This is a genomic window from Lactococcus termiticola, from assembly GCF_003116835.1.
Lineage (GTDB): Bacteria > Bacillota > Bacilli > Lactobacillales > Streptococcaceae > Lactococcus > Lactococcus termiticola.
In genome coordinates, this window is the sequence record NZ_BFFO01000007.1 from 102216 (window position 1) to 114088 (window position 11873).

Sequence of the window (11873 nt, forward strand, 5' to 3'; positions counted from 1 at the left end):
TTACTTCTCATTTTTATCTATTTTTTTCGTCAAATTAGAAACCAAAACTGAAATAGAAACAATCGCTGTAAAGCTGTTCATGACCATAGCTGGGGCCGTCAGTGACAGGGTCACAAAAATCGTCAGCAGGATAAAGACCAGATGTACCGTCCGGTAGCGAATCCAGTAGCGGTAAAGAAAGCCCCGGCTGCTATAGCCGTCATTTTCAATCTGGAGCTTTTTCCAAGAACGGACGACCAGGCTCACAATAATATCCATGACAAACATGTAGATAAAGACCATGGCAAAGGCAATGGCGACCCCATCCCAGGGAATATTAACCAAGACCTTATATAGCGTCAGTGTCGTGTCGTCGACCCTGAGGAGGGCATTACCTGCAAAGCGATAAAGGATGATAAAGAAATAGCCCAGGAAAACTGCAGTCAGACCGCCTAAAAGCACGATCAGAAGGTGGGGTATTTTTTTCATGGCAGATGATTCCATTCTTTATAAATTTCTTGATAGGCTCTAACCGGGTCAGACGCCTGGGTCACCGGCCGGCCGACCACGATATAGTCGGAGCCGATGCTTGATGCATCTGCAGGTGTCATGACCCGCTTCTGATCGCCCGTCGCAGTCCCCTTAGGCCGGATGCCTGGGGTCAGGCAGACAAAGTCGCTTGAGGTCGCCTGCTTAATCAGCTCGACCTCCTGGGCAGAGCAGACCACGCCATCAAGACCGGCATCTGCGGTCATTTGAGCGTAGTGGATGACTGACTCTTGGAGGCTGGTCTGGATGTTTTGGTCGGCCTGCATGATGGCCTCTGAGGTCGAAGTCAGCTGGGTCACCGCGATGAGCTTGGTCGCCTCGCCGCCTGCCTGATCAAGGCCTGCTCGTGCGGCCCGCATCATCTCACGGCCACCCGCCGCATGGACATTGGTCATGTCGACACCGAGGCCGGCTAGGACCTTCATGGCCGACTGGACGGTATTGGGAATGTCGTGGAGCTTGAGGTCAAGAAAGACAGCGTGTCCGAGAGACTTGACGTATTCGACGACGTCAGGGCCGACACTGTAGTAGAGCTCCATGCCGATTTTGACGTAGAGCTTTTCTTCTTCTGGGAATTTCGCCAGGAAATCTTTGACATCTTGAAATGTCGGAAAATCTAAGGCGATGACAGGTCTATTTTCTCGCATTTTTAACCTCTTCAATTAAAGATTCTAAACTTTCAATGCCATACTGGTCCATGACCCGAGGAAGCTCCTCGATGATTTTAGGACAGGCATAAGGGTCAGCAAAGTTGGCCGTACCAACGGCAACGGCTGAAGCACCGGCCATGTAAAACTCGAGGACATCCTGGGCGGTCGAAATCCCGCCCATCCCGATGATAGGAATATTGACCACTTCTGCCACCTGGCGGAGCATCTTGATGGCCACCGGCTTAATCGCAGGGCCAGAGAGACCGCCTGTGATATTGGCCAGGATAGGCTGGCGGCTCTTCAGGTCATAGCGGACCCCCATCAGTGTGTTGATCATCGTGAGGCCGTCAGCCCCTGCCCGCTCAGCCGCCAGGGCAATCTCAGTGACGTCAGTCACGTTTGGCGAAAGCTTGACATAGAGCGGTACGCTAGCGACCGCCTTGCAGGCCTTGACCAGCTCGTAGGCGACTTCAGGATTGGTCCCAAACTGCTGGCCACCGTGCTTGACGTTGGGGCAGGAAATATTGAGCTCGATAGCCTTGACGTTTGGGGCATCGCCGATTTTGGCACAGACGGCCACATAGTCATCGACCTCAGAGCCTGCGACATTGGCGATGATAGGAAGCTCTGGAAAGTTGTCAGCCAGCCAAGGGAGCTTGTCAGCCATGACCGCCTCAAGACCCGGATTTTGCAGGCCGATGGCATTGAGCATTCCAGAAGGGGTCTCAGCCACACGGGGCGTCGGATTGCCATATCTGGGCTCAAGCGTCGTCGCCTTGACCATGATTGAGCCGAGCTGGTTGAGGTCGTAGTATTTGGCATAGTCTTCGCCAAAGCCAAAACAGCCTGAGGCAGGGATGACAGGGTTCTTCAGGTCGAGGCCTGGGAGTTTTATTGCAAGTCTATTATTCATGTCTTCTCACTTTTTTGTTTTTTCTTAGCTTAATTTTAGAGCTAACTAAATCAGCCACTACAACAATTCCTATGAAGCTCCCCCAACTCAAAATCGTAAAGAGTAATGAAGCTCCATAATTTACCCCTTCTAATACTGTTTGACTTTGATGTTTTGATAGTAACACAATCTTTGTACGAAATAGTGAAGATAATAAGGGGGCAGCAATGAAATCAATTAAGGAAAAGTAAACCAGTGCACCTAGCAAGCTTGTAAATATGCCTAATCCCTTTCGTTTACTCTCGCTTTTCATTACTGCTCTTTCTTGATTATTTTTACGATTGACTATCTTTAGCCATAGCAATTTTATAAGGAAACTTTTCCAGCCTGAAATACCGGCCCATCATTGCAGACCTTATAGGCTTTAGTCTCATCTTCCTTATCGTGTACCACGCAGGCATAGCAGGCACCAATCCCGCAGGCCATGCGTTCTTCCAGTGACAGCTGGATGTTATCGGTCTTGCCATCAAAGAAGTTGGCAACGGCCTTCAGCATGACATTGGGGCCACAGGCGTAGACCGCGCTTGGGCTTTCAGTCAGCTCATTCAGAAGGAGGCCGACATGGCCAACGGTCCCGTAAGAGCCATCATCCGTCGCAATCTGGACCTCAACGCCAAGGGCTTGAAAGGCTTCTTCAAGAATCATAACTGATTGGCTGGCAAAGCCAAGGATAACCGTCACTTTGACTCCCTTAGCGACCAACTGCTTGGCCAACTCATAAAGGGGTGGCACGCCAATCCCGCCACCGACGAGAACAGCTGAGTCGCCGGCCTTGAGGTCAGCTGCTTCAAAACCATTGCCCAGAGGGCCCAGAACGTCTAATCTGTCACCGGTCTCCAAGGTCGCCAGTGCTCTTGTACCTGTTGTCTCGTCGCCTGCCCGGTAGAGCAGGGTCACCGTTTTTTCAGCCTTATCCCAGCTGGAAATCGAAATCGGTCGTCTGAGCAGCATGCTGTCATTGGGCACAGCCAGGTCCAAGAATCGGCCAGGCTGAGCTAAGTCAGCCACCAACTCGCCCGTCAGGACCAGCTCAAAGATGTCTTTTGCGACCTCTCTTTGACCCTTGATTGTCATCATTTCCTGTAATATCGCCACTATCAATACCCCTCATTTTCTAAAAAAACACCTGCAAATGGCCGCAAGTGTCCCTGAAGTTAGCACAAAAAAGCTAGTCTTGAGTTTCCCTTGCCGGCCTCTCTGGACCAGATTAAAGGTTTTTCTTTATTATAACTTATTTGGAGGGCATTTTCAAGGTCAAAAAAGCAGGTCAGAGACCTGCTTTATCTGCTATTTTGAAGCGTACCAAGCGATACCTTCATAAGCCCAGCCTTGTTTTTGCAGGCTTTGACTTTCATAGCTACTCATGGTGTTAAAGTGACCACCAATGCCAGCTTTTGGATTATAGAGGCGGTAGACAGCCTTACCAGTCTTGGCAGTTGCTGAGTGGAAGGCGATACCTTCAGATTTCCAGCCTTGTTTGACGAGGCTTGAGAGCTCGTAGTTAGAGTTTGTATAGATGTGCTCGCCAGATTTTGCATTGTAGACCCGGTAGACCGCTGCTCCTGATTTTGGAGCCTTCCAGGCCAGACCTTCTTGTTGCCAATTTTTGTCTTGCTTTGGAAGATTAGCATATTCTTGTGCATCTGAGGTATAAAGATGGGCCTGACTCTGCTTGTTATAGAGGCGGTAAATGTTTTGCTCATTGGCTCCAGCAGGTTTTACAGCGACAGGCTTTGATGGTTGGGGTGCTTGGGCTGGTTTTGCTGCTTGAGCAGCTGTACTCGCCTTCGCAGTATCTGTCCCAAAGTCAGCGGATTCGCCTTGATTTGGTGCTTTAGCTGTGATGGATACATGGACCTTCGTTCCAGCCTTAGCTGGAGCTAGTGTGATGCGGTTTGATGTCCGAGATTGGATCGTTGTCCCTGTTGCCCAGACATTAAAGCCATTCTTTGGATAATGAAGCGGAGAAACGTAAATTTCTGTCACAGCCTTGCTTGCATTTGCTGTATAGTCATAGCTGAAGGCACCTGTCTTTTGATCAAAGTTCATCGCATCAGGTGTCCCCTGAGTAGCTTGTGGGTAGGTGTATTCAAGGGCTTTGAGCTTATCAAGCTTGACTGTTGAAAGGTCAGCGTCATTTTCAAACATGGTTTCTTCGCCTGGACCAGAGGTTGAGTTATCGCCCAAAATCTTGTAGTTCCAGTAGAACCATCCCGTCAAATTCTTATCTGCCTGGACGGTGACGGCATTCAATGAAGAAATGTTATCTGTCGCCCCAAATTCACTCAGGACTTGGACCCCACCATTAATTTTTTCAGCCTGTCCCTTGGCCAGGTTCCATAGGTTTTCTTCAGAGGCAGCATCCAACAATTTATTATAATTTGGGCCAAAGAGTTGCTTATAAAGCTCAGCCAAAGATTGATAGTTCACATAATCATGAAAGGCATAAACCGTTTGCGAGTCATGGGCATCCCCAAGGTAGGTTGAGCCACCTGCCTGAGCAAGCATAGAAGGCTCTTCAAGTACTGGCATATTTGGTGCAACTTGACGGATTCCCTTTGTCATCTTAGCATAAGAGGCTGTCATCGTCCCATCAAAGATTGGATTACCGAGCGGTGTCCATGAAGAATATTGCCAAAAGCCTGGTGTCGGTTCATTGATCAATTCTAAGCCCATGATGCCAGGCGAATCCTTAAAGTATCCAGCAACCGCTTGTTGAGCCTTGATATACTCATCCATGATGCCGTTTTTATTATTCCAAAAATTGGTAAAGGCGGCCTGGGTAGAAGGTTGCCAGTATGAAGTAGGGAAGACGCTCATCCCTGGGATGTCTGGAATACCGTTAGTATCCACAGCCCAGTCAGGGAAGCCATCACCACCCCAGCGGACATTGTAGACGTCTTGGTGGAAGTCCAAAATCGTATAAACATTGTGCTTAGCCAGCATCTTGACCACCCGGTCGATATTTTTCAGGTAGTTGTTATCAATCTGGCCACGGGTCGGCATGATACCTTCAAAAAGTGTCCCGAGACGAATCGCATTAAAGCCGTGGTCTTGCAACCATTGGCCGTCTTTGTCTGTCATGCCATCGGCCACGTTCATGGGATAATATGGGGCTGACTTCTGGACAGCGTTGAGACCGTGAGTCAAGACAACACGCCCCTCATCATCTGTCATCCACTTGCCTGAAACGTGAAGCGTATCAGCTTTTCCAGGTACTGCAAGCAGGACTGATGCCGCTGCAAGCGCTGTTGCAGCAGCAAGGGCAAACTTACTTCTTTTTTTCATTCCAATTCCTCCAACTAATAATTCCAAAAATAATCTTGTGATGGATTAAACGAGATTGAAAACGTTTTCAATGTCATTTAATGATATTATAGCACAATTTTAATTTTATGTATTAAATAAATCTTACAATTTTAATTCTATCAGATTAAAACTTTAGAAAAATGATGAAAACTCCAGCTTCACGCTTAAAAAGAGCATCAAAAAAGCCCCTCATCTCAATGATGAGCGGGCTTTAATAAAGCGAATCGCTTATTTATTTGCTGAAAGTGCGTAGAAGTTTACGCCTTCATATTTCCAACCGCGTTGGCTAGAAAGGACATTGCGTTCGTTTGAGTCAGCAGTAACCAAGTGGGCACCGATGCCTGCAGCTGGGTTAAAGAGACGGAAGACTGGCTTAGCTGTGTTAGAAGCTGAGTAGAAGGTCACGCCTTCGTCCTTCCATCCGATAGACTTCAATGTACGGATTTCGTTTGAGTCTTTAGAGTAAATGTGTTCACCAGATTTTGGATTGTAAACACGGTGGATGCCTGTTGATGACTTCGCTGGTTCAGTGAAGGCAGTTCCTTCTTGTTTCCAGTCTGAAGAGATTTTTGGAAGGCTGTTGTACTCGTACTTGTCCGTTGAAAGCAAGTGTTCTTTATTTTTCTTATTATAAAGACGGTAGACAGTGACATTTTTTGGTTCCGCTGGCTTGCTTGGTGTGCTTGGCTTACTTGGTGTGCTTGGTGTAGTAGGATTAGGCACAGTGATCGTTGACACGTCAGAGACATTGCCATGTGTATCTGTAGAGGTAACCATAAGGACATCGCCAGCCTTCACATTTGAAAGGCTAACCGTCTGCAGGCTTGTTGGCAATGAGGCTTGAGCGTTGACTTTGATTGTACCTGGTTCAACTGTTGTCGAAACAACTTCACCTGTACGTTTATCAGTAACCGTTACAGTAGACATGTTTTCGGCTGTGACATCAAGCTTGCTTGTGCTTGCATTTTTCAAGACAGGCTTCACAGGTTTGATGATATCGGCGAAGTTAATGGTTTGTGTGTTCTTACCAAGGTCTTCAAAGATATTCAGGTTTCCGACATTGGTAGAACCAAATTGACCTGTAATTTTAGCAGTGTAGCCGTTTGGTGCGTATTGTTCAAACCATGACTGCTCTGTATCCATCTTCACTGGGAATTCTACTGATGCTGACTTGAGGAGGCTGAGGTCACCAACAGTTGCAAGCAATGAAGTCAGGTTAGGCAGTTGTGCCTTAATCTTATCAACCGTGCCATTGATGGTGTTCTTCACAGGTGCGATGATACCGTTCAGGCCAGTGTTAATTGGTGCAGCAACCCAATCGGAAATGCTTCCGTTTGGAATACCCAACTGAGTCCCATCAATACCCCATTGAGAAAGCATGTTGTTGATGTTGGTAGTGTCTAAACCAGGGATAGAAACCGCCACCTTGATTTGGAATGCATTAACTGCATCTTCAATATTTTGAAGGATGCCACCCACCACATTGCTGATAAATTGAGCACTGGTGTTATCAAACTTGGCGTTCAGAATCGTACCATTACTTGTCGTTGTGATGTTAGACGTGCTCTGTGCATTCCCAAGGTTTTCAAGTTGTTGCAGCTTAATCAAGGCCTGATACACTTCAGAGACATTGACTGAAATGCTGATTTTCAGGGTGGAGAGATCAATTTTAGGAATTTGTGGGGCACCCACTACACCCAAGCCACTGTTAGCTGTATTGATGAGGTTATTGATATTGGTAATCGTCCCGTTGATGCTAGATAGAATGTCTTTGACACCAGGAATTGCATTCAGAATTGGATTGTTCAACAAGTCGCTCAATGAGACAGAAATCCCATTGTCTGCATATTGTTGAAGCAACTTGATGACCTGGTCATTAGCCATATTCAAAAGCTGTGCAAGCAGAGGGCCGATGGTAGGGATGTTAAAAAGATTCCAGTCTGAGGTAATCTTAACATTGGCCTTGCCTGTCGCTGTCAAATAACCTGCTAATTCTTGAGGAATTTGGATTTGTGCTGTCGTCAAACTCGCAAGACCCAGTTGAAGGCTTGCAAGTGTTGAGTTAGCAACTGTAAATGTTCCCGTTTGTGCACCTGGTGCTGAGATAATATTTGGTAAAGTGGTGTTCAAAGAAGTCTTTGAGTTTACCGTCGCACCAAGTACAGATGCTTGTGCCGTGATTGTTGTAGCGTTCATCACTGGCAAGGCAAGACTGGTGCCTCCAATGAGTCCAGCAGAAAGCAGGGCAGCTCCCGTTGTCCGCTTGATTGTTTTCATGTCCTAGTCTCCTTTTTTAATAGAGCAGATAATTTAATATTACAATTTCATTATAACCTAAATGCAAAAAATGTCAAGCTAAATTTCAAGATAATTTAATGGCGTTTCTAAAACAAAACAAAAAAAGAGGCTTTCCCTCTTTATCATTAGCCTTTAGACTAGTTCCGAATCATATAATCAAAAGCAGATAGAGCCGCTGTCGCTCCCGACCCCATCGAGATGATAATCTGCTTGTAGGTCTGGTCTGTCACGTCACCAGCCGCAAAGATACCGTCGACATTTGTCTGCCCATTCTTATCTACAACAATCTCACCTCGAGCATTCAGCTCAACGGCAGTGTCTTTAAGCCATTCTGTGTTTGGCACCAGGCCGATCTGGATGAAGACACCGGCCAGGTCAAGATGCTTGATTTCTCCGCTCTCACGCTCTTCATAGTCAAGGCCAGTGACCTTGTCTGTTCCTAAAATTTCTTTTGTTGCAACGCTTGTTAAAATTGTAACGTTCTGCAAACTCTTGACCTTCTCAATCAGGACCTTATCAGCCTTGAGCTCATCCATAAATTCAAGGACGGTCACATGGCGGACGACACCAGCCAGGTCAATTGCGGCCTCAATTCCTGAGTTCCCACCACCGACAACAGCGACGTCCTTACCAGCAAAGAGGGGGCCGTCACAGTGCGGGCAATAGGCCACACCCTTGGTCTTGAACTCCTGCTCGCCTGGCACGCCAATGTCACGCCAGTGGGCACCGGTCGCAAGAATCAAGGCCTTGGTCTTGAGTACAGCTCCATTTTCGAGCGTGACTTCGACCTGCTCCTTCTTCTCGACATTGATGGCCCTCTGTGTGTTCATCAGGTCCACATCGTACTGCTTGACGTGGTTTTCAAGCTGGGCTCCCAGCTGGACACCCTCGATATAAGGCGTTCCAATCAGGTTTTCAATGCCGAGGGTCTCCAGAGGCTGACCCCCAAAGCGTTCAGCAAGGAGGCCGGTCCGGATACCTTTGCGGGCAGCATAGATAGAGGCTGCAGCCCCTGCAGGACCACCACCGATGACCAGGACATCGTATTCTTTGCCTTCAAATTCAGAAGCATCCGCCCCGCCGAGGATCTTGTTGAGGAGTTCTTCAAGATTGGTCCGTCCGCTGGCCCATTCTTCATTATTATGGAAAACGGTAGGAACAGCCATGATGCCCTTGGCTTCTACTTCTGCTTGATTCATACCGCCTTCAATCATGGTATGGCTGACATTTGGATTGAGCACAGTCATGACGTTAAAGGCCTGGACGACGTCTGGACAGTTGTGGCAAGTCAAGCTGACATAGGTCTCAAAGTGGAGGGGCTTGTCAATCTTCTTGATACGTTCAATGAGTTCAGGCTCAACAACAGGTGGACGGCCTGAAACTTGGACCAGGGCCAATACCAGTGAATTAACCTCATGACCGAGGGGGAGACCTGCCATGAGCAAGCCTGAAACCACACCTTCTCGGGCGATTTCAAAGGCGTTTTTACGGCTTAGACTTGCTTCAATCACTGTGATCTTGTCAGAAAGACTGGCCAGCTCTGTCACAAAGTCTTTAATTTTTTGGCCATTTTCAGAATCATCCACATCGTACTTCAAGACGATAGGATTTTCGAGCAACTCAAGATAAGGCTTGAGCTGATTGCGGAGTTCTTCATTGATAATCATATTTTACCTCTTATATAGAAAAAGTGAGCTTGCACTCACCTTATTCATCATGTTTTAGATTTTGCCGACAAGGTCAATCCCTGTAGTCAAGGTCTCACCAGATTCTTTCCATTTGGCTGGGCAGACTTCACCTGGATGGCTGCGAACATATTGAGCCGCCTTGAGCTTGTCAATCAGCTGGCTAGCATCACGCCCGATACCATCAGCAGTGATTTCTACGGCTTGGATGATGCCGTCTGGGTCGATGATGAAGGTGCCGCGTTGTGCGAGGCCAGATTCCTCATCGAGGACATCAAAGTTGCGTGAAATCTTTTGTGAAGGGTCAGCAAGCATGGTGTATGTGATTTTAGAAATCGCATCACTGTGTTCATGCCAAGCTGCGTGGACAAAGTGTGTATCTGTAGAAGCTGAGAAGACTTTCACACCCAAATCTTTCAATGTGGCGTGTTGTTCTTCCAAGTCTTCGAGTTCTGTAGGGCAGACAAATGAGAAGTCTGCTGGGTAGAAGCAAAGGACGCTCCAATTTCCCATAAAGTCTTGGTCTGAGACCGTTATAAATTCACCATTCAGATAAGCATCTGTCTGGAATTCTTCGATTTTTTTTCCAACGAGTGACATAGGGTTACCTCCAATTAGTAATATCTTAATTTTATCAAATCTTTGTGAACTTGTCGAACAATAGGATTCTAAGGGATTGGGATAAGTTTAGAAAGCTTTTGTTTTGAATGATTTACATAATTTTATTTGTAAATTATAAGAAAAGTAAGCCGAAACTTACTTTCCTCATTTTGTTCTCCTTCTTCTTAATAGAGACTAGGACTTGTCTTGACTGCTGTCATCTCCTTTTTTCTTCCGGCGCTTCGCAAGGCCAAAGATGGAGAAGAGACCGGCGGCGATGCCTGCTTCTGCGAGTGTATTTTCCTCGATTTTGACCCCATCGCCATGTCGCTTGTGGTCCTGCTTTGCTTTCTTTTCAGGGGTCTGGCCGATGAGGTTCGGGCTTGGCGGACTGTCTGTCGTTGAAGCTTCTGAGCCTGTTGCAGAACTTTCTGAAGAGATTGGACTTGTTGCTTCTTCTGTTGCTGTTGTGGTAGATTCACCAGCTGATGAAGCTGGGCTAGCCGTAGCGGTTTGACGGTCCAGAGCTTGACGGCCAGCGATGGAGCCTACTTCTGGGAGGATGTGGTCGTCCTTTTGCTGGTCGTTTGGCCTGCTGGCTGCTGGACTGCTGCTGCCACTAGACTCGCTTGTCCTTGTGCTGGTCGTCTGGCTCTGCTTGTTGCTGGAGCTTTGACTATTGCTTTCAGTCTGGCTTTGGCTAGTGGTGTTACTACTGCTCTGGGTCTGACTTTCAGAGTTTGAGGTGGACTGGCTGATAGATTGGCTCGGAGCGATTGAGTTGGATGTTGAACGCGACTCACTCAGGGAACTACTTGTGGAGTCGGAAGCTGATTCAGATTCACTCAGAGACGTACTAGACGATTCAGATTCAGAAATTGAGCTAGAGGTCGATTCTGATAGTGAGCTTGATGCTGATTCAGACTCACTTAATGAGCTACTGCTAGACTCAGATGCTGATGTAGACTCACTCAGAGAACTGCTCGCTGACTCGGATGTTGATGTTGATTCCGATACAGAACTTGAGGATGATTCGCTCAGAGATTCTTGCGTAGACTCGGATTCTGAGATGGAGTCTGAGAGCGAACTTGACTCACTCAGAGATTCCTTCGTAGACTCAGAGACGGAGCTCGATTCGCTCAAAGATTCTTGCCTAGACTCTGATTCGGAGATAGAGCCTGAGATGGAGCTGGACTCACTCAAGGATTCTTTCGTAGACTCAGATTCGGAGATAGAGCCTGAGACGGAGCTGGATTCGCTAAGAGATTCCTTCATAGACTCAGATTCGGAGAGGGAGCCTGAGACGGAGCTGGATTCACTCAAAGATTCTTGCCTAGACTCGGATTCAGAGATAGAGCCTGAAAGGGAACGCGATTCGCTCAAGGATTCTTGCGTAGATTCAGATTCTGAGATGGAACCTGAGACGGAGCTCGATTCGCTCAGAGATTCTCTCGTCGATTCAGATGCTGAAATGGAACCTGAGACGGAGCTGGACTCACTCAAGGATTCCTTCGTTGACTCAGACTCGGAAATGGAACCTGAAACGGAGCTGGATGCACTCAACGATTCTCTCGTCGACTCAGATTCTGAGATGGACCCGGAGACGGAACTCGACTCGCTCAGAGATTCCTTCGTTGACTCAGATTCGGAGATAGAACCTGAAACGGAGCTGGACTCACTCAAGGATTCCTTCGTTGACTCAGACTCGGAAATGGAACCTGAAACGGAGCTGGATGCACTCAACGATTCTCTCGTCGACTCAGATTCTGAGATGGACCCGGAGACGGAACTCGACTCGCTCAGAGATTCCTTCGTTGACTCAGATTCGGAGATAGAACCTGAAACGGAGCT

The 11873-nt window shown here is 47.5% G+C and carries 10 protein-coding genes and 1 pseudogene; 1 reads left to right on the plus strand and 10 read right to left on the minus strand.

Annotation, left to right across the window (positions count from 1 at the left end; genetic code table 11):
• The 10 genes from NtB2_RS06380 to NtB2_RS06425 all read right to left on the minus strand — a co-directional run bounded on the left by NtB2_RS06380 (nucleotide 1) and on the right by NtB2_RS06425 (nucleotide 11165).
• On the minus strand, nucleotides 1-468 hold the full coding sequence (locus tag NtB2_RS06380; RefSeq protein ID WP_109246129.1) for a hypothetical protein: 468 nt from the start codon (nucleotides 466-468) through the stop codon (nucleotides 1-3).
• Entirely contained in the window at nucleotides 465-1175 is a 711-nt protein-coding gene (gene pyrF, locus NtB2_RS06385; RefSeq protein WP_109246118.1) for an orotidine-5'-phosphate decarboxylase, read from the minus strand. The genes NtB2_RS06380 and pyrF overlap by 4 nt, the downstream gene beginning before the upstream one ends.
• The gene (locus NtB2_RS06390) at nucleotides 1162-2091 is read right to left on the minus strand and encodes a dihydroorotate dehydrogenase (RefSeq protein WP_109246119.1); all 930 of its coding nucleotides are present in this window, start codon (nucleotides 2089-2091) and stop codon (nucleotides 1162-1164) included. Before NtB2_RS06390 ends, pyrF begins: the two co-directional genes overlap by 14 nt.
• Nucleotides 2084-2383: a hypothetical protein gene (locus tag NtB2_RS06395; RefSeq protein WP_109246120.1), complete on the minus strand. Its 300-nt coding sequence runs from the start codon at nucleotides 2381-2383 to the stop codon at nucleotides 2084-2086. Before NtB2_RS06395 ends, NtB2_RS06390 begins: the two co-directional genes overlap by 8 nt.
• Nucleotides 2384-2436: 53 nt before the next feature.
• Entirely contained in the window at nucleotides 2437-3225 is a 789-nt protein-coding gene (locus tag NtB2_RS06400; protein WP_109246121.1) for a dihydroorotate dehydrogenase electron transfer subunit, read from the minus strand.
• A gap of 192 nt (nucleotides 3226-3417) precedes the next feature.
• A complete protein-coding gene (locus NtB2_RS06405) occupies nucleotides 3418-5418 on the minus strand; it encodes a cellulase family glycosylhydrolase (protein WP_109246122.1) in 2001 nt (666 codons plus the stop codon).
• Between the two features lie 249 nt (nucleotides 5419-5667).
• On the minus strand, nucleotides 5668-7716 hold the full coding sequence (locus NtB2_RS06410) for an adhesive domain-containing protein (RefSeq protein ID WP_109246123.1): 2049 nt from the start codon (nucleotides 7714-7716) through the stop codon (nucleotides 5668-5670).
• 158 nt (nucleotides 7717-7874) lie between these two features.
• The gene (gene ahpF, locus NtB2_RS06415) at nucleotides 7875-9404 is read right to left on the minus strand and encodes an alkyl hydroperoxide reductase subunit F (RefSeq protein ID WP_109246124.1); all 1530 of its coding nucleotides are present in this window, start codon (nucleotides 9402-9404) and stop codon (nucleotides 7875-7877) included.
• 54 nt (nucleotides 9405-9458) lie between these two features.
• Nucleotides 9459-10022, minus strand: coding sequence for an alkyl hydroperoxide reductase subunit C (ahpC, locus tag NtB2_RS06420; RefSeq protein ID WP_109246125.1), 564 nt, complete (start codon nucleotides 10020-10022; stop codon nucleotides 9459-9461).
• A 195-nt stretch (nucleotides 10023-10217) separates the two neighbouring features.
• The gene (locus NtB2_RS06425) at nucleotides 10218-11165 is read right to left on the minus strand and encodes a hypothetical protein (protein WP_125194983.1); all 948 of its coding nucleotides are present in this window, start codon (nucleotides 11163-11165) and stop codon (nucleotides 10218-10220) included.
• On the opposite strand from NtB2_RS06425, the pseudogene NtB2_RS06430 reads away from it, so the two are divergent.
• Nucleotides 11092-11873: pseudogene (locus tag NtB2_RS06430) on the plus strand (MSCRAMM family adhesin SdrF); the annotation flags it as partial. The gene NtB2_RS06425 and the pseudogene NtB2_RS06430 overlap by 74 nt on opposite strands.

Bases quoted from the DNA above. Each gene is read 5' to 3' on its own strand.
- NtB2_RS06380 (WP_109246129.1), bottom strand. From the start codon at position 468: ATGAAAAAAATACCCCACCTTCTGATCGTGCTTTTAGGCGGTCTGACT.
- pyrF (WP_109246118.1), bottom strand. From the start codon at position 1,175: ATGCGAGAAAATAGACCTGTCATCGCCTTAGATTTTCCGACATTTCAA.
- NtB2_RS06390 (WP_109246119.1), bottom strand. From the start codon at position 2,091: ATGAATAATAGACTTGCAATAAAACTCCCAGGCCTCGACCTGAAGAAC.
- NtB2_RS06395 (WP_109246120.1), bottom strand. From the start codon at position 2,383: ATGAAAAGCGAGAGTAAACGAAAGGGATTAGGCATATTTACAAGCTTG.
- NtB2_RS06405 (WP_109246122.1), bottom strand. From the start codon at position 5,418: ATGAAAAAAAGAAGTAAGTTTGCCCTTGCTGCTGCAACAGCGCTTGCA.
- NtB2_RS06410 (WP_109246123.1), bottom strand. From the start codon at position 7,716: ATGAAAACAATCAAGCGGACAACGGGAGCTGCCCTGCTTTCTGCTGGA.
- ahpF (WP_109246124.1), bottom strand. From the start codon at position 9,404: ATGATTATCAATGAAGAACTCCGCAATCAGCTCAAGCCTTATCTTGAG.
- ahpC (WP_109246125.1), bottom strand. From the start codon at position 10,022: ATGTCACTCGTTGGAAAAAAAATCGAAGAATTCCAGACAGATGCTTAT.